At 65.1% G+C, this 25,460-nt stretch carries 19 protein-coding genes and 1 tRNA gene; 19 read left to right on the top strand and 1 reads right to left on the bottom strand.

The features are described 5' to 3' along the window. Positions 1-2 precede the first annotated feature (2 nt). The 19 genes from KF907_RS00230 to pnp all read left to right on the top strand — a co-directional run bounded on the left by KF907_RS00230 (position 3) and on the right by pnp (position 22,569). Positions 3-1,232 (top strand): NADH-quinone oxidoreductase subunit D, encoded by a 1,230-nt coding sequence (locus KF907_RS00230; protein WP_291220188.1) that lies wholly within the window; start codon positions 3-5, stop codon positions 1,230-1,232. Beyond that, a complete protein-coding gene (nuoE, locus tag KF907_RS00225; RefSeq protein ID WP_291216867.1) occupies positions 1,229-1,756 on the top strand; it encodes an NADH-quinone oxidoreductase subunit NuoE in 528 nt (175 codons plus the stop codon). The genes KF907_RS00230 and nuoE overlap by 4 nt, the downstream gene beginning before the upstream one ends. Before the next feature lie 93 nt (positions 1,757-1,849). Next, on the top strand, positions 1,850-3,160 hold the full coding sequence (gene nuoF / locus KF907_RS00220) for an NADH-quinone oxidoreductase subunit NuoF (protein WP_291216864.1): 1,311 nt from the start codon (positions 1,850-1,852) through the stop codon (positions 3,158-3,160). A gap of 118 nt (positions 3,161-3,278) precedes the next feature. Beyond that, complete coding sequence (gene nuoG, locus KF907_RS00215; RefSeq protein ID WP_291216861.1) at positions 3,279-5,621, top strand: NADH-quinone oxidoreductase subunit NuoG; 2,343 nt, start codon at positions 3,279-3,281, stop codon at positions 5,619-5,621. A gap of 11 nt (positions 5,622-5,632) precedes the next feature. Beyond that, positions 5,633-6,694, top strand: a complete 1,062-nt coding sequence (gene nuoH / locus KF907_RS00210) for an NADH-quinone oxidoreductase subunit NuoH (RefSeq protein ID WP_291220186.1) — start codon at positions 5,633-5,635, stop codon at positions 6,692-6,694. Between the two features lie 25 nt (positions 6,695-6,719). Then, positions 6,720-7,208, top strand: a complete 489-nt coding sequence (gene nuoI / locus KF907_RS00205; protein ID WP_291216858.1) for an NADH-quinone oxidoreductase subunit NuoI — start codon at positions 6,720-6,722, stop codon at positions 7,206-7,208. A gap of 18 nt (positions 7,209-7,226) precedes the next feature. Continuing rightward, on the top strand, positions 7,227-7,832 hold the full coding sequence (locus KF907_RS00200; protein ID WP_291216855.1) for an NADH-quinone oxidoreductase subunit J: 606 nt from the start codon (positions 7,227-7,229) through the stop codon (positions 7,830-7,832). Continuing rightward, positions 7,829-8,134, top strand: coding sequence for an NADH-quinone oxidoreductase subunit NuoK (gene nuoK, locus KF907_RS00195; protein WP_291216853.1), 306 nt, complete (start codon positions 7,829-7,831; stop codon positions 8,132-8,134). The genes KF907_RS00200 and nuoK overlap by 4 nt, the downstream gene beginning before the upstream one ends. Before the next feature lie 135 nt (positions 8,135-8,269). Further along, a complete protein-coding gene (gene nuoL, locus KF907_RS00190) occupies positions 8,270-10,285 on the top strand; it encodes an NADH-quinone oxidoreductase subunit L (protein ID WP_291216850.1) in 2,016 nt (671 codons plus the stop codon). A 22-nt stretch (positions 10,286-10,307) separates the two neighbouring features. After that, on the top strand, positions 10,308-11,816 hold the full coding sequence (locus KF907_RS00185; protein WP_291216848.1) for an NADH-quinone oxidoreductase subunit M: 1,509 nt from the start codon (positions 10,308-10,310) through the stop codon (positions 11,814-11,816). 10 nt (positions 11,817-11,826) lie between these two features. Then, positions 11,827-13,281 carry an NADH-quinone oxidoreductase subunit NuoN gene (gene nuoN, locus KF907_RS00180; protein WP_291216845.1) on the top strand — a complete coding sequence of 485 codons (1,455 nt, stop codon included), beginning with the start codon at positions 11,827-11,829 and terminating at the stop codon, positions 13,279-13,281. Between the two features lie 162 nt (positions 13,282-13,443). Then, positions 13,444-13,520 (top strand) — tRNA-Met (locus KF907_RS00175). A 143-nt stretch (positions 13,521-13,663) separates the two neighbouring features. Next, entirely contained in the window at positions 13,664-14,194 is a 531-nt protein-coding gene (rimP, locus tag KF907_RS00170) for a ribosome maturation factor RimP (protein WP_291216843.1), read from the top strand. Between the two features lie 34 nt (positions 14,195-14,228). Beyond that, the gene (gene nusA / locus KF907_RS00165) at positions 14,229-15,713 is read left to right on the top strand and encodes a transcription termination factor NusA (RefSeq protein ID WP_291216840.1); all 1,485 of its coding nucleotides are present in this window, start codon (positions 14,229-14,231) and stop codon (positions 15,711-15,713) included. A 71-nt stretch (positions 15,714-15,784) separates the two neighbouring features. Then, positions 15,785-18,382, top strand: a complete 2,598-nt coding sequence (infB, locus tag KF907_RS00160) for a translation initiation factor IF-2 (RefSeq protein ID WP_291216837.1) — start codon at positions 15,785-15,787, stop codon at positions 18,380-18,382. Between the two features lie 112 nt (positions 18,383-18,494). Continuing rightward, complete coding sequence (gene rbfA / locus KF907_RS00155) at positions 18,495-18,851, top strand: 30S ribosome-binding factor RbfA (protein ID WP_291216835.1); 357 nt, start codon at positions 18,495-18,497, stop codon at positions 18,849-18,851. Positions 18,852-18,875: 24 nt separating this feature from the next. Further along, positions 18,876-19,808: a tRNA pseudouridine(55) synthase TruB gene (truB, locus tag KF907_RS00150; protein ID WP_291216833.1), complete on the top strand. Its 933-nt coding sequence runs from the start codon at positions 18,876-18,878 to the stop codon at positions 19,806-19,808. Between the two features lie 230 nt (positions 19,809-20,038). Next, entirely contained in the window at positions 20,039-20,308 is a 270-nt protein-coding gene (gene rpsO / locus KF907_RS00145; protein ID WP_291216831.1) for a 30S ribosomal protein S15, read from the top strand. A 161-nt stretch (positions 20,309-20,469) separates the two neighbouring features. Then, entirely contained in the window at positions 20,470-22,569 is a 2,100-nt protein-coding gene (gene pnp / locus KF907_RS00140; protein ID WP_291216829.1) for a polyribonucleotide nucleotidyltransferase, read from the top strand. Positions 22,570-22,737: 168 nt separating this feature from the next. Here pnp and KF907_RS00135 read toward each other — a convergent pair whose 3' ends face one another. After that, positions 22,738-25,428 carry a S8 family serine peptidase gene (locus KF907_RS00135; protein ID WP_291216826.1) on the bottom strand — a complete coding sequence of 897 codons (2,691 nt, stop codon included), beginning with the start codon at positions 25,426-25,428 and terminating at the stop codon, positions 22,738-22,740. Positions 25,429-25,460: the final 32 nt, after the last annotated feature.

Here is a 25,460-nt window from a genome sequence, read left to right as displayed (position 1 = left end):
CGATGAACTTCGGACCGCAGCATCCCGCTGCACACGGCGTGCTGCGCCTCGTGCTCGAGATGGACGGCGAGACGGTGATGCGTGCCGACCCACACGTCGGCCTCCTGCACCGTGGCACCGAGAAGCTCGCCGAGTCCAAGCCGTTCAACCAGTCGATCGGCTACATGGATCGGCTCGACTACGTGTCGATGATGTGCAACGAACACGCCTACGTGCGCGCCATCGAGGCGTTGCTCGGCATCGAGGTGCCCGAGCGCGCGCAGTGGATCCGCACGATGTTCGACGAGATCACGCGCATCCTGAACCACCTCATGTGGCTCGGTTCGAATGGGCTCGATCTTGGCGCGATGGCGGTGTTCCTGTACGCGTTCCGCGAGCGCGAGGAACTGATGGACTGCTACGAGGCGGTCAGCGGCGCACGCATGCATGCGGCCTACTACCGACCGGGTGGCGTCTATCGCGACCTGCCGGCGCAGATGCCGAAGTACCGTGAATCGCGCTGGCACAAGGGTGACGACCTCAAGCGCATGAACGCCTGGCGCGAAGGCTCGATGCTCGACTACCTCGAACAGTTCTGTGCCGATTTCCCGGCCAAGATCGACGAGTACGAGGATCTGCTGACGGGCAACCGCATCTGGAAGCAGCGTACCGTCGACATCGGCATCGTTTCGCCGGAACTGGCCCGTGCCTGGGGCATGAGCGGGCCGATGCTGCGTGGTTCCGGCATCGCCTGGGACCTGCGCAAGAAGCAGCCGTACGCGAAGTATGCCGAAGTCGACTTCGACATCCCGGTCGGCAGCAACGGCGACTGCTACGACCGTTACCTGGTGCGCGTCGCCGAGATGCGCGAGTCCAACCGCATCATCCAGCAGTGCGTGAAGTGGTTGCGTGCGAACCCGGGCCCGGTGATCGTGCAGAACTACAAGGTCGCTCCGCCGAAGCGCGAAGAGATGAAGGATGACATGGAAGCCCTCATCCATCATTTCAAACTGTTCAGCGAAGGCTACAGCGTGCCGGCTGGCGAGGTGTATGCCGCGGTCGAGGCGCCGAAGGGCGAATTTGGCTGCTACCTTGTCTCCGACGGCGCCAACAAGCCGTTTCGCGTCAAGCTGCGTGCGCCCGGCTTCGCCCACCTGTCGTCGATGGATGCGGTCGTGCGTGGCCACATGCTCGCCGACGTCGTGGCAATGATCGGCACCTACGACGTCGTGTTCGGGGAGATCGACCGATGAAAGCGACTGGCACCTTCAACGAGATCAAGGACGTCGACCCGATGGTCGTGCTCAACGAGCACACGCGCCATCACATCGAGCACTGGAAAGCGAAATTCCCGCCCGACCGCAAGCGCTCGGCGCTGATCCAGTCGCTGTTTGCAGCGCAGGAGCAGAACGGCGGCTTCCTGACCGATGAGTTGATCGTCGCGGTGGCGAAGTACCTCGACCTGCCACAGGTGTGGGCGTTCGAGGTGGCGAGTTTCTACTCGATGTTCGAGACGAAACCAGTCGGCCGCAACAACGTCGCGATCTGCACGAACATTTCCTGCTGGCTCAACGGCGCCGAGGACCTCGTGCGCCATTGCGAGAAGAAGCTCGGCACGAAGCTCGGCGAATCCACCGCGGACGGGCGCATCTATCTAAAGAAGGAAGAGGAATGCCTCGCCGCTTGCTGTGGCGCGCCGATGATGGTCGTCAACGGTCACTACCACGAGAAGCTCGACACCGCGAAGGTCGACGAGATTCTCGACGCCCTGAAATGAACACCCCGTAGGAAGCGGCTTCAGCCGCGATGCCCGTGTTCCGGACCCCATTGTCCGAAGCCAGGCACCGAAGCGAAGCACCAGAGAACGACGATGGCATACGGTCCAGCACCCCAGGCACACCAGGTCGTCTATACGACGCTCCACCACGACAAGCCGTGGTCGCTCGAGAACTATCTCGCGACCGGCGGCTGGCAGGCGTGGAAGAAGATCCTTGCCGAGAAGCCCGATCCGGCGACGATCGTCGAGGAAGTGAAGAAGAGCGGCCTGCGCGGTCGCGGTGGCGCCGGCTTCCCGACCGGGCTCAAGTGGTCGTTCATGCCGAAGGGTGCCATGCAAAAGTACATCCTCTGCAATTCGGACGAATCCGAGCCAGGCACCTGCAAGGACCGCGACATCCTGCGCTTCAATCCGCACGCCGTGCTCGAGGGGCTGGCCATTGCCTGCTACGCGACCGGCTCGACGGTCGCCTACAACTACATGCGCGGCGAGTTCCATCACGAGCCATTCGAACACATCGAGGAAGCGTTGCGGGAGGCCTACGCGGCCGGCCTGCTCGGCAAGGACATCCAAGGCAGCGGCATCGATGTCGACATCCACAATGCGCTCGGCGCCGGCGCCTACATCTGCGGAGAGGAAACCGCGTTGATGGAGTCGCTGGAGGGCAAGAAGGGCCAGCCGCGCTTCAAGCCGCCGTTTCCGGCCAATTTCGGCCTGTATGGCAAGCCGACCACGATCAACAACACCGAAACCTACGCTTCGGTGCCGGCGATCCTGCGCAATGGCGGCGAGTGGTTCCTCAATCTTGGCAAGCCCAACAACGGCGGCCCGAAGATCTTCTCGGTATCCGGTCACGTCAACCGGCCCGGCAACTACGAGATCCGCCTCGGCACGCCGTTCGCCGAACTGCTCGAGATGGCCGGTGGCGTGCGCAATGGTCACAAGCTCAAGGCGGTGATCCCGGGTGGCTCGTCGATGCCGGTGCTGCCCGGCGAAACGATGATGGGCCTGACCATGGATTACGACGCGATCCAGAAGGCCGGCTCCGGACTCGGTTCGGGTGCGGTCATCGTCATGGACGAAACCACCTGCATGGTGCGCGCCTGCCAGCGCATCGCGCGCTTCTACTTTGCCGAATCCTGCGGGCAATGCACGCCGTGTCGCGAAGGCACTGGCTGGATGTACCGCATGCTCACGCGCATCGTCGAAGGCAAGGCTGAGGTCGGTGATCTCGACATGCTCAAGGCCGCTGCCGGCCAGATCGAGGGGCACACGATCTGCGCCTTCGGTGAAGCCGCCGCCTGGCCGGTGCAGGGATTCCTGCGTCACTACTGGCACGAGTTCGAATACTTCATTGCCAACGGACGCTCGATGGTTGATGCACGGCTGGAGGCAGTCGCATGAGCGTCCGTCGTTGGGCATCGGGGTTCGGGAATCGGGAATGGTCTGAAACCCGCTGCGTCCTGCTGTCCCCATTCCCCATTCCCCATTCCCCATTCCCCGCTCCGCAAGGAGCCAAGGCATGAGCGCCCAGCCCGTCAACCCGAACACGCCACCGGATCACGTCGCCATCGAGATCAATGGCACGCCGACCTTCGCGCCGAAGGGCTCGATGATCATCCAGGCCGCGGACCGCCTCGGTATCGCGATTCCGCGCTTCTGCTACCACGAGAAGCTGCCGATCGCCGCGAACTGCCGCATGTGCATGGTCGAGGTCGAGATGGGCGGCCGGCCCATGCCGAAGCCGCAGCCGGCCTGCGCGACCCCGGTCGCCGACGGCATGAAGATCTTCACCCAGTCGCAGCGCGCGCTGTCGGCGCAGCGCAACGTGATGGAGTTCCTGCTGATCAACCATCCGCTCGATTGCCCGATCTGCGACCAGGGCGGCGAATGCGAGCTGCAGGATCTTTCGGTTGGCTACGGCCGTTCGGTCAGCCGCTTCGCCGAACGCAAGCGCACGATCCCGGACGAGGACCTCGGCCCGCTGGTCGAGACCGAGATGACGCGCTGCATCCAATGCACGCGCTGCGTGCGCGTCATGGCCGAAGTGGCCGGCACCTATGAACTCGGCGGCATGGAGCGTGGCGAGCGGCTGCAGATCGGCACTTGGGTCGGCAAGCCGCTGATGAGCGAACTGTCCGGCAACGTCATCGACGTCTGCCCGGTCGGTGCGCTGACCAACAAGGTGTTCCGTTTCCGTGCGCGGCCGTGGGAACTCATCGCCCGTGAGTCGATCGGCTACCACGATGCGCTCGGCTCGAACCTGTGGCTGCACACACGTCGCGGCGAGGTGTTGCGCACGGTGCCGCGCGACAACGAAGCGATCAACGAGTGCTGGTTGTCCGACCGCGACCGCTACAGTCATCAGGGGCTGGATTCGGACGATCGTGCGCGCAAGCCGCTGGTCAAGCGCAACGGCGCGTGGTGCGAGGTCGAGTGGGATGAAGCGCTGCGCGCTGCCAGCGATGCGCTGCGCGCAGTGCCGACGGGCGATCTCGGCGTGCTCGTGCACGGCGCGACCTCGACCGAGGAAGGCGCGCTGCTGCGCCGCCTCGCCCACGGTCTCGGCAGCCAGCATCTCGACCACCGCCTGCGATCGCTTGATCTTTCCGATCGCGCCGCGGCGACCGCGTTCGAGCTGCCGTTCGCCGAAATCGAGAAGGCCGACGTCATCGTCCTCGTCGGTTGCGATCCGCGCAGCGAACTGCCGCTGCTCGGCGCACGCCTGCGCAAGGCGTCGAAGCGGGGCGCGCACATCCATGCGCTCAACACGCTCGCGCTCGATCCGATCTTCACGCTGGCCAGCGAGCGCGTGCTCGCACCGGCCGCCCTCGTCGATGTGCTGCTGGGCCTGGCCAAGGCCGCCAACGATGCCGGTCACCTGCCGGAATCCTCGGCGCTGGCCCAGGCGATCGCCGGACTGTCCGCCGATGCCGCCGCGCAGGAATTGGTCAGGACGCTTGCCGATGCCGCTTCGGCCGTCATCGTCCTCGGCGAATCGGTGACGACGCATGCCGAAGCGGCCTGGCTGCGTGCCGCGGCGCGTTTCGTTGCCAAGGCCACGGGCAGCGCCTGCAACGAGATTCCGCTCGGCGCCAATGCGCTCGGCCTCGGCCGTGCCGGCGTGCTGCCGCAGGGCAATGGTCTCGATGCGCGCGCCCAGGTCGCCACGCCGCGCCAGGGCTACCTGCTGTACGGCATCGAGTCGCCGCTGGATTTCGCCGATGGCGCGGCGGCCTGGAAGGCCTTTGCCGCCGCTGGCCAGGTCGTCGCCTTCTCCGCGTACGCGAGTGCGTCGCTCAAGGATGTCGCCGATGTGATCCTGCCGATCGGCCTTCTCCCTGAGATCGATGCCAGCCTCACCAACGTCGATGGCGTCGTCCAGCGCGTCGCCGCAGGCGCGAAGCCGCCCGGCGATGCGCGCCCAGGCTGGAAGGTGCTGCGCGCGCTTGGTGCCGCGCTGGCACTTGAGGGCTTCGAGTTCACCACCCTCGACGAAGTGCGTGCCGGCCTCGCCGACATCGTTTCGCCCGCGCCCGCCGCGCCGGCCGCGCGCGCGACGACGCCGGTGCAGGGCCTTGTGCGCATCGCGACCACGGCGATCTACCGCGTCGATGCGGTCGTGCGCCGCGCCACGGCGCTCAATACGCATCCGCTCACGCGCCGCGCCTGCGTCACCCTGCATCCCGAGGACGCGCTCGGCCTCGGCCTCGGTGCCGGTACCACTGCGCGTGTCAACGGCGTAGTGCTGCCGGTCGAGCTCAGCCATGCCGTGCCGCGTGGCGCTGCCTGGGTCGAATCGGGATATCCGCAAACCGCCCTGCTGCCGCCGAACGGCGCGGGCCTGACGATCGCGAGGGCCTGAGCATGCTCGATATGTTGCGCGACACCTTGCTCGCCTACGGCAACACCGGCCTGGTTGTCTGGGTGGTGCTGAAGATCCTTGCGATCGCGGTGCCGCTGATCATCGCCGTGGCCATGTTCGTCTACTGGGAACGCAAGGTCATCGGCTGGATGCACGTGCGCATGGGGCCGAACCAGATCGGCCCGCTCGGCCTGCTGCAGGCCTTTGCCGACGTGTTCAAGCTGCTGTTCAAGGAAGTCCTGCATCCACAGGCGTCAAACCGCTTCCTGTTCTTCCTCGCCCCGCTGGTCGCCCTCGTGCCGGCATTCGCGGCGTGGGCGGTGATCCCGTTCGATGCCGGAGTGGCGCTGTCGAAGATCAACGTCGGCCTGTTGTTCCTGCTGGCCATGACCTCGGCTGGCGTGTACGGCATCATCATCGCCGGCTGGGCCTCGAACTCGCGCTACGCGATGCTCGGCGCGATGCGCGCAGCGGCGCAGACAGTCTCCTACGAGATTGCCATGGGCTTTGCGCTGGTCAGCGTGGTCATCCTCAGCGGCAGCCTCGACCTCTCGGTCATCGTCGAGGGCCAGCGCGGCAGCAAGGGTCTGTTCGACTGGTACTGGCTGCCGTTGCTGCCGATGTTCGTCATCTATTTCGTGTCGGGCGTTGCGGAGACCAACCGCGCCCCGTTCGACGTCGCCGAGGGCGAATCCGAGATCGTCGCCGGTTTCCACGTCGAGTACTCCGGCTCGGCCTTCGCGATCTTCTTCCTGGCCGAATACGCGAACATGATCCTGATCGCGTTCCTCGCCTCGGTGCTGTTCATGGGCGGCTGGCTGAGCCCGATCCAGGGCTGGGTCAGCGCCGACGTACCGTGGATCGACTGGCTCTGGAAGGGCGGCTGGCAGTGGACCTTCATCAAGGCCTTCCTGTTCGCGTTCATCTACCTGTGGTTTCGCGCCACGTTCCCGCGCTACCGCTACGACCAGATCATGCGCCTGGGTTGGAAGGTGTTCATTCCGATCACTTTGGCCTGGGTCGTTGTCGCGGCGCTGATGAAGCACTTCGGCATCGTAACCATCGGTGCATGAGCGAGCCAGGACCCGGATCCGAGCCATGAACAGAGTTGTCCACTACTTCAAGAGTCTGCTGCTGCTCGAGCTTCTTGCCGGCATGTGGCTGACCCTGCGCTACATGTTCAAGCCGAAGTACACGATGCGCTACCCCGAAGAGCGCATCCCGAAGTCGAATCGCTTCCGCGGCCTGCACGCGCTGCGGCGCTATCCGAACGGCGAGGAGCGCTGCATCGCCTGCAAGCTGTGTGAGGCGGTGTGCCCGGCACTGGCGATCACGATCGACTCGGCACCACGCGAAGATGGCACACGCCGCACGACGCGCTACGAAATCGACCTGTTCAAGTGCATCTTCTGCGGGTTTTGCGAGGAGAGCTGTCCCGTCGACTCGATCGTCGAGACAGGCATCCATGAATACCATTTCGAGCTGCGTGGCGAGAACGTCGTGACCAAGCCACAGCTGCTCGCCATTGGCGATCGCTACGAGCGCGAGATCGCCGCTGCGCGCGCGCAGGATGCGGCATTCCGCTGAGCAACGGGGAGATACACGGTGACGTTCCAGCTCGTCTGCTTCTACTTCTTCGCCATCGTGGCCGCCATGGCCGCGCTCGGCGTGATCAGCGTGAAGAATCCAGTCGTCGCGGCGCTCTGCCTCGTGCTGACCTTTTTCTCGATGGCCTGCGTGTGGTTGCTGGCCGAGGCCGAGTTCCTCGCCATTGCCCTTGTCCTCGTCTATGTAGGCGCGGTCATGGTGCTGTTCCTGTTCGTGGTGATGATGCTCGACGTCGACATCGCACCCCTGCGCGAAGGTTTCGTGAAGTTCCTGCCGGGCGGCATCGTCATCGCCGCGGTCATGCTGGTAGAGATGCTCGCTCTGATTGGCCTCAAGGCCCTTGCCGTGCCGCCCGCGCCGAACCCGGCTGGTGAATCGAACATCGCCTGGCTGGCCAATGCGCTGTTCCGCGACTTCCTGCTGCCGTTCGAGATCGCCGCACTGATCCTGACTGTCGGCCTGATCGCCGCCGTGCCGCTGACCCTGCGTCGTCGCGCAGGAGTGCGCAGCCAGAACCCGGGCCGCCAGGTCATGGTCGATCCCGCGGACCGCCTGCGCATGGTCAAGATGGACGCGGAAACGAAGGGAGGCACCGCCCCATGATGACGCTCGCCCATCTTCTCGCAATCGGCGCGGTGCTGTTCTGTATCGCCGTGGCCGGCATCTTCATCAACCGCAAGAACGTGATCGTCCTGCTCATGTGCCTGGAGCTCATGTTGCTGGCGGTCAACACGAACTTCGTCGCCTTCTCGCGCCACCTCGGCGATCCGGCCGGCCAGGTGTTCGTGTTCTTCATCCTGACCGTCGCCGCCGCCGAAGCGGCGATCGGCCTCGCGATCCTCGTCGTGCTGTTCCGCAACCGCGCGACGATCGACGTGACCGACATCGACAGGCTCAAGGGGTGAGTCGGGCTTTCGAGCGATGCCATCGGGCATCGCGAGCCGACAAACGGTTCGACACGGATGTCGAGACCGGAACCACGCACCATGGACGGTTACTTGAATGAAGGGTAGTTTGTGATCAGCAAGACCATACTACTGATGATCATCCTCGCCCCGCTGGCCGGTGCCGTGCTGGCCGGCCTGTTCGGCCGCCAGATCGGCCGGGTCGGCGCGCATACGGTCACCATCGCCGGCGTCGCCCTGAGCTGCGTCCTGTCGATCCACGTACTCTACAGCCTCGTCTGGGGCGGCGCGCCGACCTACAACGAGAACATCTACACCTGGTTCGCTGTCGGCAAGTACTCGGCCCACGTTGGCTTCCTCGTCGACCGCCTGACCGCGATGATGATGGTCGTCGTCACCTTCGTGTCGCTGATGGTCCACGTCTACACGATCGGATACATGGCCGAGGATGATGGCTACCAGCGCTTCTTCAGCTACATCGCGCTGTTCACGTTCTCGATGCTCATGCTGGTGATGAGCAACAACTTCCTGCAGCTGTTCTTCGGCTGGGAGGCAGTCGGTCTTGTTTCGTACCTGCTGATCGGCTTCTGGTACAGGCGGCCGACGGCGATCTTCGCCAACATGAAGGCTTTCCTGGTCAACCGCGTCGGCGACTTCGGCTTCCTGCTCGGCATCGCTGGCGTGCTGTTGTGGTTCGGGTCGCTCGATTACGCCAGCGTGTTCGCCGTCGCCCAGGATCCGACTGCCGACATGGGGGCGCGCACGGTCGAGCTGCTGGCCGGCCATCCGTGGCACGTGGCCACGATCGTCTGCATCTGCCTGTTCGTTGGCGCGATGGGTAAGTCCGCGCAGGTGCCGCTGCACGTCTGGCTGCCGGACTCGATGGAAGGCCCGACGCCGATCTCGGCGCTGATCCACGCGGCGACGATGGTCACGGCCGGCATCTTCATGGTCGCGCGCATGTCGCCGCTGTTTGAACTGAGCGACACAGCACTGAGCTTCGTGCTCGTGATCGGCGCGACCACGGCACTGTTCACCGGTCTGATCGGCATCGTGCAGAACGACATCAAGCGCGTGGTTGCGTATTCGACCCTGTCTCAGCTCGGCTACATGACCGTCGCGCTCGGCGTGTCGGCCTACTCGGCGGCCGTGTTCCATCTGATGACGCACGCCTTCTTCAAGGCGCTGCTGTTCCTCGGCGCCGGCTCGGTCATCATTGCCATGCACCACGAGCAGGACATGCGCCATATGGGTGGGCTGCGCAAGTACATGCCGGTCACCTGGATCACGATGTGGATCGGTTCGCTGGCGTTGGCCGGTACGCCGTTCTTTTCCGGTTTCTTCTCCAAGGACGCGATCATCGAGGCCGTGCACGAATCGCAGCGCGTCGGCGCCGGCTATGCGTACTTCTGCGTCATGGTGGGTGTGTTCGTGACTGCGCTGTACAGCTTCCGTCTGCTCTACATGACCTTCCACGGCAAGGAGCGTTTCGTCGTCGACAAGCATCACGGTCACGGCCACGAAGACCACCATGGGCACCATGCGCCAGGGCATCTCGCGCACGCGCCCCACGAGTCACCTTGGGTGGTTACCCTGCCGCTGATCCTGCTCGCGATCCCATCGATCGCGATCGGCTGGTTCACGATCGGACCGATGCTGTTCGGCGAGTACTTCGGCAACGCGATCCTCGTGCGCGACGCGAACGATGTCGTCGGTGAACTCGGCAAGCACTGGCATGGCCCGCTCGGCTTTGTCCTGCACGGCATCATGCAGCCGCCGTTCTGGATTGCCCTGGCCGGTTTCGCCACGGCGACCTGGATCTGGCTGTTCAAGCCCGGCATCGCCGACGCGGCCGAGCGTGCGCTTAAACCGCTGCACTCGCTGCTGATGAACAAGTACCACATCGACGACCTCTACCAGGCCGTATTCGCACGCGGTGGCATCGCCCTCGGCCGCGGTCTCTGGCGTGCCGGCGACGCCGGCGTGATCGACGGCGCGGTCGTCAACGGTTCGGCTGGCCTGGTCGCGCGCGTCTCCGCGAGCGTGCGCCGCCTGCAATCCGGTTACCTCTACCACTACGCGTTCGCGATGATTCTCGGCCTCATCCTGCTGCTGGCGGGACTGTGGTGGATCACTCGCGTTGCAGCCTGATCGACGGGGAACGACGACCACCATGCCTGACTGGCCCATTCTCAGCGTCCTCATCTGGCTGCCCATCGCCGGCGCCGTCGCCGTGCTCGCCTGCGGCCGCCGTGCCGATGCCGCGCGCTGGCTGACCGTCGCCGTCGCCCTGGCGACCTTCGCGATCAGCATTCCGCTGTGGCTGCACTACGACGCCGCGCGCGGCGGCATGCAGTTCGTCGAATCACATTCCTGGATCCAGGCGCTCAACGTGTTCTACGCGCTCGGCGTCGACGGCATCTCCGTCGCCCTGATCGTGCTGACCACGTTCACCAGCGTGCTCGTGGTCATCGGTGCCTGGGGTTCGGTCGACACGCGCGTGTCGCAGTACATGGCGATGATGCTCGCTCTCGAAGGCATGCTGGTGGGCGTGTTCGCGGCAACCGACGCGCTGTTGTTCTACGTGTTCTTCGAGGCGATGCTGATCCCGATGTTCATCCTGATTGGCATCTGGGGCGGGCCGCGCCGCGTCTACGCGACGCTGAAGTTCTTCATCTACACCTTCCTCGGCTCGATCTTCATGCTGATCGCGCTGATTTACCTGCACATGAAGACCGGGGAGTTCTCGCTGGCCGCGTTCGCCCAGGCCACGCTCGGCTCTCGTGAACAGTTCTGGCTGTTCTTCGCCTTCCTGATTGCCTTCGCGATCAAGGTGCCGATGTGGCCGGTACACACCTGGTTGCCGGATGCACACGTCGAGGCGCCGACCGGCGGCTCGGTCGTGCTGGCAGCGATCATGCTGAAAGTCGGCGGCTACGGATTCATCCGCTTCTCGCTGCCGATCACGCCGGATGCCTCGCAGGAGTACGCCTGGGTGGTCATCGCGATGTCGCTGGTCGCGGTTGTCTACATCGGCTACGTCGCCCTCGTGCAGGACGACATGAAGAAGTTGATTGCCTATTCGTCGATCGCGCACATGGCCTTCGTCACCCTGGGCATCTTCATTGCGCTGGCCCTGGTGCGCATCCACGAAAATTCCGATGCCGCCCGCCTCGGCATGCAGGGTGCGATGGTGCAGATGATCTCGCACGGTTTCGTTTCGGGCGCGATGTTCTCCTGCATCGGCGTGCTCTACGATCGCCTGCATTCGCGCATGATCAAGGATTACGGTGGGGTGGTGAACGCGATGCCGTGGTTCGCGGCCTTCTTCGTGCTGTTCGCGATGGCCAACTGTGGTCTGCCCGGCACCAGCGGTTTCGTTGGCGAGTTCATGGTCATCCTCGCGGCGTTCCAGGACAACGTCTGGGTCGCGGCGGTCGCCGCCTTCACCCTGATCATTGGCGCGGCCTACACGCTGTGGCTGGTCAAGCGCGTGATCTTCGGCGAAATCACCAACCCAAAGGTAGCCAAGCTCGACGACGTGAACATGCGCGAATGGATCGTGCTCGGTTCGTTCGCTGCCGCCGTGCTGTTCTTCGGCATCTACCCGAAGCCGCTGACCGACCTCATGGAGACTTCGGTACAGCAACTCGTTTCAGCCCTGCTGCTCGCGAAGGCCTGAGTATCCGACGATGATCGAATTCGACCCGAACGACCTGCTCGCGATCCTGCCGGAACTCGTCCTGCTTGGCGCGACCTGCGCGATCTTGCTCGTCGACCTGTTCCTTAAGCCGGCACAGCGTGGCATCACCCATACGCTGGCGCTGCTGGCGCTGGCTGCGACGTCGGTATTCGTCTGGAAGGGTGCGCTGCCAACGGGCAAGGGCATCGCTGTGTTCAATGGCATGTTCCTGCATGACGGCATCGGCGTCATACTCAAGCAATTCATCCTGCTGACGAGTGCTCTTGCCTTCATCTATGGCCGCCACTACATGCGCGAGCGACGCCTGCTGGTGGGAGAGTTCTACCTACTGATTCTGTTCGCCACGCTCGGCATGCTGCTGCTGGTGTCGGCCGGAAGCCTGATCACCGCCTATCTCGGCCTCGAATTGCTGGCGCTGTCGTCGTATGCGCTGGTCGCGTTGAATCGCGATTCGGCAGTGTCGGCCGAGGCGGCGATCAAGTACTTCGTGCTCGGCGCGCTGGCTTCCGGACTGCTGCTGTACGGCATGTCGATGCTGTACGGCGCGACCGGAACGCTCGACCTTGCGCGCATCCACGCCTCGATCGGCCAGGTGGAACATGCCAACCTGCTGGCGTTCGGCCTCGTCTTCGTCGTCGTCGGTATCGCCTTCAAGCTCGGTGCGGCGCCTTTTCACATGTGGCTGCCAGACGTCTACCACGGCGCGCCGACCGCGGTGACGATTTTCATCGGCTCGGCTCCCAAGCTCGCCGCGTTTGGCCTCGCCTACCGCCTGCTCGAAGGAGGCCTGGGTGGCCTGGGTGGGAACTGGTCGCTGATGCTGGCGATGCTCGCGGTTGCCTCGCTTGCGGTCGGCAACCTGTTTGCGATCGCGCAGACCAATCTCAAGCGCATGCTCGCCTACTCGACGGTCTCGCACGTCGGATTCCTGCTGCTCGGCTTCGTCGGCGCGACGCCGGACGGCTACGCGGCGGCGATGTTCTACGCGATCAGCTACGTGCTGACCGCGGTGGTCGCCTTCGGCATGATCGCGGTGCTCGCACGCGCCGGCTTCGAGGCCGAGGAGATCGATGATTTCAAGGGCCTCAACCAGCGTAGCCCGTGGTACGCCGGCATCATGGCGATCGCGATGTTCTCGCTGGCCGGCGTGCCGCCGCTGTTCGGCTTCTTCGCCAAGCTGCTCGTGCTGAAGGCGGCGATCGACGCCGGCTTCCTGTGGCTGGCCATCGTCGCCATCGTGTTCGCGATCATCGGCCTCTACTATTACCTGCGTGTGGTCAAGGTCATGTACTTCGATACGCCGGCCGACGAGGCGACATTGCCGCTGCCGGCCGACCTGCCGCTGCGCTGGGTGATCTCGCTGAACGGCCTCGCCCTGGTCGCGCTAGGCTTCCTGTGGGGACCGCTGTTCGACTGGTGCAACCGCGCCTTCGGCGTCTCCTGAGCCCTTGGCGAGCCTCGCCGGCGCGGATCGAGCGAACGTGACTCGAACCGCGCATCCGCATACCGCGCCTTCTCCTCCCCCCTGCAGCAGGTGTCCGTGGGCGGTGGCGCCTGCAAATGTGTTGCGCAGATGCAGCATTCCGACTACCATAGCCGGCTCTGATGCGGGGTGGAGCAGTCTGGCAGCTCGTCGGGCTCATAACCCGAAGGTCGCAGGTTCAAATCCTGCCCCCGCTACCAGTACTTCGGTGAAGGGCCGCCTCGGCGGCCCTTCTGCCGGGGGCGCAGGATGCGCAGGTTGCCGATGTTGGGAAGCAGACAACGGCGGACTACGGAATGGGCCTTGCGCCCATTTTTTTTTGGTTTTCTTCGACACGGACGGCATGGCGACGAACGAACAGCTTGGCGACATGCTCGCACGGCTCGTGACCGACCTCGGTCTCGAGTACGTGGGCATCGAGTTCAGCCCGAACCGGGGCAGCAGCCTGCTGCGCGTCTATATCGACGCGCCGGGGCGCCCGGTGACGATCGAGGATTGCGAGCGCACGAGCCGCGAGATTTCCGCGCTGCTCGACGTCAACGACCCGATCGAAGGGCGCTACACGCTCGAGGTGTCGTCGCCGGGCCTGGACCGGCCGCTGTTCACGCCGGCGCAGTTCGCGCGCTTCATTGGCAGCGAGGTGCGCGTGAACACGGCGCTGCCGATCGAAGGTCGGCGGCGCTTTCACGGCGTGTTGCGTACCGTCGACGATGCGACGGTCGTGATCGAGCAGGATGGGCGTGAGGTGGCGATCGCGCATACGAACATCGCCAAGGCGCGCCTGGTGCCCGACTACGAGGCCATGGGCCTGGTCGCGGCGAAGCGCAGGAATGAGGACAGCGGACCGCGCAAGCGCGGTCCGAAACACGGGTGAGGCCGCCGGAGCGGTCGCGCAGGAGCCGAGAGTCATGAGCAAAGAGCTGTTGCTGGTCGTGGATGCCGTCGCCAATGAGAAGGGCGTGCCGAGGGACGTGATCTTCGAGGCGATGGAGGCCGCGCTGGCGTCCGCCGCCAAGAAGCGCTATCCGAACGAGGACGTCGCCACGCGCGTGTCGATCGACACCCATTCCGGCGAGTACGAAACCTTCCGCCGCTGGGAGGTCGTCGCCGACGATGTCGTCATGGAATCGCCGGATCGGCAGATCCGCCTGATGGATGCAGTTGACGAGAAGGAGGGCGTCGAGGTCGGCGACTTCATCGAGGAGCAGATCGAGAATCCCGAGTTCGGGCGCATCGCTGCGCAGGCGGCCAAGCAGGTCATCGTGCAGCGCGTGCGCGAGGCCGAGCGCGCCCAGGTCGTCGACGCCTACCGCGACCGCGTCGGCGAACTGATCACCGGCATCGTCAAGCGTGTCGAGCGCGGCAACATCTACATCGACCTCGGTGGCAACGCCGAGGCCTTCATCCCGCGCGACAAGGCAATCCCGCGCGAGGCCGTGCGCGCCGGCGACCGCCTGCGCGGATATCTTCACGAGGTGCGTTCGGAAGCGCGCGGCCCGCAGCTGTTCATCTCGCGCACTGCCCCGGAATTCATGATCGAGCTGTTCAAACTCGAAGTGCCCGAGGTCGGTCAGGGCCTGGTCGAGATCAAGGCTTGTGCACGCGATCCTGGCGACCGCGCCAAGATCGCCGTGCTCGCGCATGACCACCGCACCGACCCGATCGGCGCCTGCATCGGCATGCGCGGCTCGCGTGTGCAGGCGGTGTCGAACGAACTGAACGGCGAACGCATCGACATCGTGCTGTGGAACGAGAATCCCGCGCAGTTCGTCATCAACGCGATGGCGCCGGCCGAAGTGCAGTCGATCATCGTCGACGAGGAAAAGCACTCGATGGACATCGCCGTCGCCGAGGACAAGCTGTCGCAGGCGATTGGCCGCGGTGGGCAGAACGTGCGTCTCGCCAGCAAGCTGAGTGGCTGGCAGCTCAACGTCATGACCGCCGACCAGGTGCGCCAGAAGAGCGAGGCCGAACAGGAAGCCGCGCGCCAGCTGTTCATCGCCAAGCTCGAGGTGGACGAGGAGATCGCGCAAATCCTGGTGCAGGAAGGCTTCTCGACGATCGAGGAGATCGCCTACGTGCCGACAGCCGAGTTGCTTGCAATCGACGGTTTCGACGAGGACATCGTCGAGGAGCTGCGCGCACGAGCGCGCGATGCACTGCTCACCGACGCGTTGGCGGTCGAAGAGGAAATCGAGGAACACAGGCCGGCCGACGATCTTTTGGCGGTGGACACCATGGAAGAGGCGCTCGCCTACGAACTCGCCCGCAACGGCGTCGTGACGCGCGAGAACCTCGCCGACCTTGCCACCGACGAACTGGTCGAACTGGCCATCGATGGCATCGACGAGGAACGTGCGCGCGAGCTCATCATGGCGGCGCGTGCCGCGTGATGGAGGCTTGAGCGGGTAGGGCGGTCGATGGTGGCAAGGGCAACGCGCGGCGGGTCAGGAGTACAGCAAGAATGTCGGACGTAACGATCAAGCAACTGGCCACCGTGCTCGGCACGCCGGTCGACAAGCTGCTCGCGCAGCTTGCCGAGGCCGGAATGAAGTTCTCGGATCCGGAACAATCGATCAGCAGCACCGAGAAGGTGAAGCTGCTCGGCTTTCTGCGCCGCAACCACGGCAAGCAGGAAGCCTCCAGCGACGACGCTGCGCCGCGTCAGGTCACGCTCAAGCGTCGCACGGTCAGTGAGCTGACGGTCAACCCCGGTCAGCGAGGTGCAGCAACCAAGACGGTCAACGTCGAAGTGCGCCAGAAGCGCACCTACGTCAAGCGCAGTGCGGTCGACGACCAGGTGCTCGATCCCGAACGCGAGGACGCTTTGCGCAAGCTGCAGGAATCGCAGCAGAAGCGCGAGGCGGAAGACCAGGCGCGTGCCGAGGCGGAGCGCCGCCGCCAGGAAGAAGAGGCGAAGCAGCGTGCCGCCGAAGAGGCACGCCAGCAGGCTGCCGAGCAGGCGCGCGCCGAGGCCGAGCAGGCTACGGAGTCACGCAAGCAGCCGGTGGTGGAGCGCCCGCCGGTGCGCGATGCGGCACCACCACCGCCGCCGAGCGGCACCCATGGCCGGCGCGAGGACCGCTCCGGCGATGCCGGCAGCCGTCACAAGCCCCGTCACGGCGGCCATCGCGGCCGCGGCGACGATGACTCCCCTTCGCCGGGCCGGTATTTCGGCAACGAACTGCATCTCTCACAAGAAGGCAGTGCGCGCCGCACCGGTCGCAAGAAGCCACGCGCCCGTCCCGGTGAAAGCGCGCGTGGCGCGACCGGCACGCACGGCTTCTCGCGTCCGACCGCGCCAGTCGTGCGTGAAGTCTCGATCGGAGATTCGATCAGCGTCGCCGACCTCGCCCAGAAGATGGCGGTGAAGGGTGCCGAGGTCGTCAAGGCGCTGTTCAAGATGGGGGTCATGACGACGATCAACCAGGTCATCGACCACGACACTGCGGTGCTCGTTGTCGAAGAAATGGGCCACACTGCCGTGCGTGCCAGCGACAATGACGCCGAGATCGACCTCATCGCCCACAGCGAGACGGGCGGCGTGCGCGAGCCGCGTCCGCCGGTCGTCACCATCATGGGGCACGTCGACCACGGCAAGACCTCGCTTCTCGACTACATTCGTCGCACGCGCGTCGCTTCTGGCGAAGCCGGCGGCATCACCCAGCACATCGGTGCGTACCACGTGGATACACCGAAGGGTGTCATCACCTTTCTCGACACGCCGGGCCATGCAGCATTCACCTCGATGCGCCAGCGTGGTGCGAAGTCGACCGATATCGTCATCCTTGTCGTCGCCGCCGACGACGGCGTGATGCCGCAGACCATCGAGGCGATCCAGCATGCGCGCGCAGCCAAGGTGCCGCTGATCGTCGCCATGAACAAGATGGACAAGTCCGACGCCAATCCGGACAACGTCAAGCAAGGGCTCGGCCAGCACGAGGTCATTCCCGAGGATTGGGGTGGCGACACGCAGTTCGTGCCGGTGTCGGCCAAGACCGGCATGGGCATCGATGCGTTGCTCGAGGCGATCTCGCTGCAGGCCGAAGTCATGGAGCTGACGGCCGTGCGCGACGGTCGTGCCTCCGGCGCGGTCATCGAATCGAGCCTCGATCGAGGACGCGGCCCGGTCGCCACCGTGCTTGTCCAGCAGGGCACGTTGAAGAAGGGCGACTTCCTTGTTTGTGGCGTCGAGTATGGCCGCGTGCGCGCGCTGTTCGACGAAACCGGAAAACAGGTCGACGAAGCCGGTCCGTCGATCCCGGTGCAGGTGCTTGGCCTGTCGGGTGTGCCCGAGGCCGGCGATGACTTCGTCGTCGTCGCCGATGAGCGCCTGGCCAAGGACGTGGCCCAGCAGCGTGACGCCAAGCGTCGCGAGCAACGCCTCGTGCAGGCCGCAGGCAACCGCATGGAAGACATCATGGCCCAGATGGGCCAGGGCGAAGGTCAGCAGTCGCTGAACCTTGTGGTCAAGGCCGACGTGCAGGGCTCTGTCGAGGCGCTGCGCCAGTCGTTGACTGCGCTCGGCAATGATCTCGTCAAGATCAACGTCATCTCCTCGGGTGTTGGCGGCATCACCGAGTCCGACGCGATGCGTGCGGTGTCGTCGAAAGCCACGATCATTGGCTTCAACGTGCGCGCCGACGCATCCGCGCGCCGCATCATCGAGGCCAATGGTGTCGATCTGCGCTACTTCTCGATCATCTACGATGTGATCGACCAGGTGAAGCAGGTCGCCACGGGTTTGCTCGGAGTGGAGGTGCGCGAGGAGATCATCGGTATTGCCGAAGTGCGCGAGGTGTTCCGTTCGTCGAAGTTCGGTGCCGTCGCCGGCTGCATGGTTGTCGAAGGCGTGGTCCGCCGCAACAAGCCGATCCGCGTGCTGCGCGACAACACGGTGATCTTCGAAGGCGAGCTCGAATCGCTGCGCCGCTTCAAGGAGCTCGTCGACGAGGTGCGCAACGGTACCGAATGCGGCATCGCCGTCAAGCAGTACAACGACGTCAAACCCGGCGACCAGATCGAGTGCTTCGAGCGCATCGAGGTGGCTCGGACGCTCTGAAGGCGGGAATTCGGCAATGGGGAATCGGTGAGCAGCCGATTCCACGCTCGGTCCTGCTTTTCTGAATCATCGCTTCTGCCATCCCTGTTCCCGACACTCTATTCCCGGCCCCATGCCCGACTTCACCCGCTCCGATCGCATCGCCGTGCAACTGCGCAAGGAAGTCGCGGTGCTCGTGCATCGCGCCGTGCGCGACCATGCGTTGCCGTCGGCGAGTGTGTCCGACGTCGAGGTCACCAGGGATCTCGACATGGCCCGCATCTACGTGACGACGCTGTTGTCCGACGAGTCGAAGTTGGCCGTGGATGCGCTCAACGAGCTGGCCGTCGAGTTCCGCCGCGAGCTCTCGCGCACGCTGAAGATGCGGCGCGTGCCGGAGCTGCGCTTCCACTACGACGATTCCGTTGACCGTGGCGAACGCATCGAGACGTTGTTGCGCGGAGAGCGGGGAATGGAGACCGGGAAATAGGGAATGGTGAAAGCGGCAAAGAGCATGGCTTTTTCCGATTCCCCGACCCCCACCCCCCATTCCCGGCCTTTGGGCGGCATCCTCCTGCTCGACAAGCCCGGCGGGATCAGTTCAAACGCCGCCCTGCAGCGCGCGCGGCGGCTGTTTCGGGCCGACAAGGCTGGTCATACGGGGAGTCTCGACCCACTCGCCACCGGGCTCCTGCCGCTGTGCTTCGGCGAGGCGACCAAGATCGCCGGTCTGCTGCTCGGTTCGCGCAAGGCCTACGAGACCGAGTGCCTGCTCGGTGTCACCACCGAAACCGATGACGCCGAGGGTGCCGTCCTCGAACGACGCACGGTACCGGCCTTCGATGACGCTACCCTTGAACGTGCGCTGGCCACGTTCCGCGGCCGCATCGCCCAGGTGCCGCCGGTCTACTCTGCACTCAAGCGTGACGGCGAGCCGCTGTACCGGCGTGCCCGACGTGGCGAGCGCGTCGAGATTGCGCCACGCGAGGTCGAGGTCTTCCGCTTCGAGTGTCTTGCACGCGATGGCGAGCGTCTGCGCCTTGCCGTCGAGTGCGGCTCCGGCACCTATGTGCGCAGCCTCGTGCGCGATCTGGGCGAGCGCCTCGGCTGCGGCGCGCATGTGACCGCGCTGCGCCGCCTGTGGGTCGAGCCGTTCCGCGACCCGCGCATGTACACCTTCGATGAACTCGAGGCGATCGCGAAGGATGGCGGCGAGGCCGCGCTCGATGGGTTGCTGTTGCCGCTCGAGGCCGGGCTCGCCGGGCTGCCGCGCCTCGACCTCGATGCTGGCGAGGCGATGCGCCTGGCCCAGGGGCAGATGCTGAGCGGTTACGCCCTGCCCGGGGGGCGTGGCTTGGCTTGCGGCCCGGACGGACAGGCCGTTGCCTTGGTCGGGATGGATGCAGCGGGCCGCGTGCGCAGCCTGCGCGGTTTCGCTCGGCGCTGAACGACAGCAGCTGCACCGTTCACGCGGAATGCTTGCTGAATCAGTGAGTTGCGCGCGCCGCCCGGGGGCGGGCGCGAATGCCGTCCAAGGCCGGGGAACTTGTTGCGGCGCGGCTTTGCCGGCTAAAATGGCGAGCTTTCATCCCCCCGAACCTCCACGCGGGGTTTGGAAACCGTCACCGGGTGGTGGCCGTTCCCAAGCCTCGCCTTGCTCCAACAAGGTTGATTTCCATGTCGCTCAACGCAGAACAGACCAGCAAGATCATCGCGGACTACGGCCGCGTCGCCAATGACACGGGTTCGCCGGAAGTGCAGGTCGCCCTGCTGTCCGCGCGCATCGAGCACCTCTCGACGCACTTCGCCCACCACGACAAGGACCATCACTCGCGTCGTGGCCTGCTCAAGATGGTCAACCAGCGCCGCCGCCTGCTGAACTACCTCAAGAGCAAGGACGGCGACCGCTACAAGTCGCTGATCGAACGCCTCGGCCTGCGCAGGTAAGTGCGTGCGTCCGTCCATGAGCGCGGCAGGATCTGCCGGCTCATGGGCGCATGCACTCCGCACGACGTGAAACTCCAGAGCGGCCATTCATGGCCGCGCTTTTCAAGTGAAGCACGAGCGGGCTCCGTGGGGAGTGCGCCTTTCCAGACAGGACAATCAACGTGGCGAAAGTAACCAAGTCTTTCCAGTACGGCAAACATCAGGTCACGCTGGAAACGGGCGAAATCGCCCGCCAGGCCAGTGGCGCGGTCATCGTCCGCATGGACGACACCGTCGTGCTGGTCACCGCAGTCGGCGCGAAGTCGGCGCGCGAGGGGCAGGATTTCTTCCCGCTCACCGTCGACTATCAGGAGAAGTTCTACGCCGGTGGGCGCATCCCCGGGGGCTTCTTCAAGCGTGAGGGTCGCCAGACCGAGAAGGAGACGCTGACCTCGCGCCTGATCGACCGTCCGATTCGCCCGCTGTTCCCGGAAGACTTCAAGAACGAAGTCCAGATCATCGCCACGGTGATGTCGCTGAACCCGGAGATCGACGGTGACGTGCTGTCGATGATTGGCGCATCCGCCGCGCTCGCCCTGTCCGGGCTGCCGTTCGCCGGCCCGATCGGCGCGGCCAAGGTCGGCTATGCGAACGGGCAGTACATCCTCAACCCGACTGCGACCGAACTGAAGACCTCCGAGCTCGAGCTCGTCGTCGCCGGTACCAGCAACGCTGTGCTGATGGTCGAGTCGGAGGCCAAGCTGCTCAGTGAGGAGGTCATGCTTGGTGCGGTCATGTTTGGCCATCAGCAGATGCAGACCGTCATCCGTGCGATCAACGAGCTGGCCACCGAGGTCGGTGTGAAGCCGTGGGCGTGGCAGGCGCCGGCGAAGAACGATGCCCTCATTTCCGCGGTTTCTGGCCTTGTCGGCGACCAGCTTGCCAAGGCGTATGCGGTGCGCGACAAACTCGAGCGCCGTGATGCCATCTCCGCGCTGAAGAAGAGCGTCATCGAGGATCTCAAGCCGCAGGCCGAAGCCAACGGCTGGGCCGTCGGCGACATCGCCAAGGAATTCGGTGACCTCGAATACAACACCCTGCGCCGCTCGGTCCTTTCGACCAAGACGCGCATCGATGGCCGTGACCTCACCACGGTACGTCCGATCACTATCCGCACCGGCGTGCTGCCGCGCGTGCACGGCTCGGCGCTGTTCACCCGCGGCGAGACCCAGGCGATCGTCACGGTCACGCTCGGCACCGGGCGCGACGCGCAGGTCATCGACGCGGTCGAGGGCGAGTGGAAGGACACCTTCCTGTTCCACTACAACTTCCCGCCGTACTCGGTCGGCGAGGCCGGTCGCATGATGGGCCCGAAGCGCCGCGAGATCGGTCATGGCCGCCTCGCCAAGCGCGGCGTGCTCGCGGTCAAGCCGAGCATCGAGGAATTCCCGTACGTGCTGCGCGTGGTCTCGGAAATCACCGAGTCGAACGGCTCGTCGTCGATGGCCTCGGTGTGCGGTTCCTCGCTGGCCATGATGGATGCCGGCGTGCCGCTCAAGGCGCCGGTTGCCGGCATCGCCATGGGTCTGGTCAAGGAAGGCAACGATTTCGTCGTGCTCTCCGACATCCTCGGTGACGAGGACCACCTCGGCGACATGGACTTCAAGGTCGCAGGCACCGCCGACGGCATCAGCGCCTTGCAGATGGACATCAAGATCGACGGCATCACCGAGGAGATCATGAAGGTCGCGCTGGCCCAAGCCAAAGAGGGCCGCCTGCATATCCTCGGCGAGATGAACAAGGCGATCAGCGCCGCGCGCACCGAGATGAGCGAATACGCGCCGCGCCTGCTGACCATGCACATCCACCCGGACAAGATCCGCGAAGTGATCGGCAAGGGCGGTTCGGTGATCCGCTCGATCACCGAGGAAACCGGCACCACGATCGACATCACCGACGACGGTCGCGTGGTCATTGCCTCGGTCAATCGCGCTGCCGCCGACGAAGCGAAGAAGCGCATCGAGATGATCGTCTCCGACGTCGAACCGGGCCGCATCTACGAGGGCAAGGTCGCCAAGCTGATGGATTTCGGCGCCTTCGTCACGATCCTGCCGGGCAAGGATGGCCTCGTCCACGTCTCGCAGATTTCCAACGAGCGCGTCGAGAAGGTCTCCGACAAGCTCAAGGAAGGCGATGTCGTCAAGGTCAAGGTGCTCGAAGTCGACAAGCAGGGTCGCATCCGCCTGTCGATGAAGGCAGTGGCCGAGGGCGAAGGCCTCTGAGCCACGCCTGACACGATGGCAAACAAAAAAAGCGGGCTACGGCCCGCTTTTTTGTGGGTCTGAAAGCCGGCTGCAGGAGCCCGTGTACGGGCGATGCTTTTCGTTTGTGCGCCGGAGAGCATCGCCCCTGCAGGGGCTCCTGCGGGGCTTCCTGCGGAGACGGGCCGCTCAGTCGAACCCGTCCGCGAAGATCGAATCGCTGATCAGTGTCGTGACCGAGGCACTGTCGTTCACCGCATTCGGGTCGGCGAACTGGTCGGCACTCGCCGTGCCGGTGCTGACCAGGACACTGCCCGGAACAGCATCGCCATCGACCTGCGCTTCGATGTCGAGGATGCGGGCGAAGGTGCCGGGGGCGATGCTATCGCCTTCGAGCGTGCACTCGACGGTCGTCGTGCCGGTGCAGATCCAGTTTCCGCCACCGGTGACGGAGCGGTTTCCGACGTAGGAAAGTCCATCGGCGAGTTCGAGTACCAGTTTCACGTTCGGCACGGGATCGCCACTGAAGTTGACGATGCTGGCGACGAAGTGGACGCTGCCGCCCGGCTTGGCAACCGCCGGTACGCCCGCCATCGACAGGCCGAGATCGGCGCTGCCGAGCGGGGCATCGCTGCAGTTGTAGCAGACCAGGGCGAAGTCCTGGGCCGGTGCGCCGGGCGTGTACGGATTCAGCGCATCGGAGCCCAGGTTCGCGGCGAGTACCTGGATCGCGATCGGTCCGCCGAGTTGATCCGGACCAAGGAACACGCCTTCGAGGTTGTTCTTCGTGTCGGCACTGCCGCCGCTGGCCGACCATCCGTCGGCGCCGATGACGTTGCCGCGGTAGCTGACATTGTTGCTGGTCACCGTGAGGTCGAGGTCGTTGACCCAGGCCGGCGTCGTGCCGCCGAGGCCGTGGCCCTTGGCATCGGTCCAGGCAAGCATGATGCGCACGGGGCGTGACGGGTCGACCGGCGTCACCTGGCGCGTCCAGCTCGCACCGGTCGCGTCGAGTACCACGGCCTGATCGAAGTACAGCACCGGAACGACCGGATCGGCGACGGCATCGAGATCGAGACGTCCGTAGCCCTGGAAGCGATCCGGGCGATGACCCATGGTGCGGCCGTCGGCGTCGTTGAAGCCGGACAGGTCCTTGGCGACGGCCGTGAACGCGGCCTTCACCAGCGCCGGGCTCGGCGTCGCGGCACCGTGTTCGGCACGATACTTCTCGATGAACACGGCTGCGGCGCCGGTGGCGACAGGTGAGGCCATCGAGGTGCCGCAGTTGAAGCCGAACGCGGTATCGCTGCTGCTGCCAGTGGAATCGGTGTAGCAACCCGGGGCGACCATGTGCGGCACGCGGCGGCCATCGCAGGCATTGCCGTGCGCGGAGTTGGCCGACACGTTGAAGATGCCGGCCTGCTGCACGCCGGACGTGTTCTGCAGGGTCGTCGAGCCGATGGCGAAAAGGTTCTTCGCCTCGTCGGGCGATCCCAGCGACGAAGGTGCGCAGGCCCCACTCGGGCGATCGCCGTTGCCGTTCATGATCGACCAGACATTGAGCAGTTGCTGGTTGCCGGGAACATCGGCATTGGCATCGCGCGTGGCAATGTCGACCTGTTGGGTCGGGATGTCGTAACCCTGCGGTGTCGAGGTCGGTCCCCACGAGTTGTTGGTCAGTACGGCACTGCTCAGACTGGCCTCCTTGAGCAGGGTGAGCATGCCGTTGGCAATCATCGAGCCGCTGCCCGAGCCGAGGAATGCGTTGTATCGCTGCTGCACCAGGTTTGCGCCCGGCGCGACGCCCTGGCCGCGCAGGAAACCATTGAGCGAGATGCCGCTCGCACCGGTGCCGGCGATCGCGCCCGCAACATGGGTGCCATGCGAGTTGTTGCCGCTCGTGCAGCTCGTCGGCGAGCCGCCTGCGGACACACAGGGCAACATGCGCGATGCGAGGTCGGTGTGTGTCGTGCGGATGCCGCCGTCGATCACACTGGCGATGACGCCGGTGCCGTCGTAGCCGAGTGCATCGAGCCAGGTCGCATAGCCCGGCACGATCGTGTATGGGGGCGCTGCAGCGTGTGCGCCGACGATCGACTGGTTGCTCATCTCGCCGCGTGGGCCGCCGGTGGCGGGACTGTCCTGCACGGTGTAGACGCCGGCGAGAGCGGCGAGGTCGAGATAGCGGTCGCCCGGCGCGTCGAGATGCACGACCGCGAAATGCTCGTCGACTGGCGTGAACGATTCGACCTGCACGCCGAGCGCTTTGATCTCGCCGAGCATGAGTTGCGTATCGCGATGGCGGCTGACCAAGGCCAGGGTCGGACGGCGTGTCGCGGCGAAGGCGCGCTGTTCCGGCTGCACGCGGAACGCGGTCTGGAACTCGCCGCTCCAGCGGATTTCCTCGCGCGCGGCACTGCGCGCGAGCGTGGATGCGTCGCTCCAGACCACATAGGCGAACGGATGGATGTACTGTGCCGGGATCGCGCCATCGGCGCGCAGGCGTGCGAGCCACTCGGCCTTGACCGGGCCCTTGAACTGCACGAGGCGCCAGTCGGCACCGCTGTCGCGCGGCGCGGTCGTTGCCGGCACCGCCACCAGTGGGTCGAAGCGCGAGCCACCGAGATCGAGCAGGTAGGCGTCGGCGATCTGTTCGACCCGCACCCCGGCGGCGTGCAGCGCATCGGCGTCGACGGCCGAGGCCGGCAGCCACTGGAAGCGGCCGTAGTCGATCGCCGTGCTGCCGCGCGCACTGAATTGCACGAGTGCGGACGCGGAGGCGTCGACTCGCAGCCAGGTGGATTCAGTGGTGGAGGTGTGCGCGGCAAGTGCGCCAGGACCAGCGATCGTAGCGGCGATCGCAAAGGCGAGTCGTTTCAAGGACGGTTCCCCGGAAGTCGTGAACTCCGAAT

This window comes from Dokdonella sp., from assembly GCF_019634775.1.
GTDB lineage: Bacteria > Pseudomonadota > Gammaproteobacteria > Xanthomonadales > Rhodanobacteraceae > Dokdonella.
The sequence above is the reverse complement of the archived record's forward strand: the minus strand, read 5'-3'. Positions and strand labels throughout refer to the sequence as shown.

Excerpts from the sequence above, each read along its gene's own strand:
- KF907_RS00230 (WP_291220188.1), top strand. The coding sequence starts at position 3 with ATGAACTTCGGACCGCAGCATCCCGCTGCACACGGCGTGCTGCGCCTC.
- nuoE (WP_291216867.1), top strand. The coding sequence starts at position 1,229 with ATGAAAGCGACTGGCACCTTCAACGAGATCAAGGACGTCGACCCGATG.
- nuoF (WP_291216864.1), top strand. The coding sequence starts at position 1,850 with ATGGCATACGGTCCAGCACCCCAGGCACACCAGGTCGTCTATACGACG.
- nuoG (WP_291216861.1), top strand. The coding sequence starts at position 3,279 with ATGAGCGCCCAGCCCGTCAACCCGAACACGCCACCGGATCACGTCGCC.
- nuoH (WP_291220186.1), top strand. The coding sequence starts at position 5,633 with ATGTTGCGCGACACCTTGCTCGCCTACGGCAACACCGGCCTGGTTGTC.
- nuoI (WP_291216858.1), top strand. The coding sequence starts at position 6,720 with ATGAACAGAGTTGTCCACTACTTCAAGAGTCTGCTGCTGCTCGAGCTT.
- nuoK (WP_291216853.1), top strand. The coding sequence starts at position 7,829 with ATGATGACGCTCGCCCATCTTCTCGCAATCGGCGCGGTGCTGTTCTGT.
- nuoL (WP_291216850.1), top strand. The coding sequence starts at position 8,270 with ATGATCATCCTCGCCCCGCTGGCCGGTGCCGTGCTGGCCGGCCTGTTC.
- KF907_RS00185 (WP_291216848.1), top strand. The coding sequence starts at position 10,308 with ATGCCTGACTGGCCCATTCTCAGCGTCCTCATCTGGCTGCCCATCGCC.
- nuoN (WP_291216845.1), top strand. The coding sequence starts at position 11,827 with ATGATCGAATTCGACCCGAACGACCTGCTCGCGATCCTGCCGGAACTC.
- rimP (WP_291216843.1), top strand. The coding sequence starts at position 13,664 with ATGGCGACGAACGAACAGCTTGGCGACATGCTCGCACGGCTCGTGACC.
- nusA (WP_291216840.1), top strand. The coding sequence starts at position 14,229 with ATGAGCAAAGAGCTGTTGCTGGTCGTGGATGCCGTCGCCAATGAGAAG.
- infB (WP_291216837.1), top strand. The coding sequence starts at position 15,785 with ATGTCGGACGTAACGATCAAGCAACTGGCCACCGTGCTCGGCACGCCG.
- rbfA (WP_291216835.1), top strand. The coding sequence starts at position 18,495 with ATGCCCGACTTCACCCGCTCCGATCGCATCGCCGTGCAACTGCGCAAG.
- truB (WP_291216833.1), top strand. The coding sequence starts at position 18,876 with ATGGCTTTTTCCGATTCCCCGACCCCCACCCCCCATTCCCGGCCTTTG.
- rpsO (WP_291216831.1), top strand. The coding sequence starts at position 20,039 with ATGTCGCTCAACGCAGAACAGACCAGCAAGATCATCGCGGACTACGGC.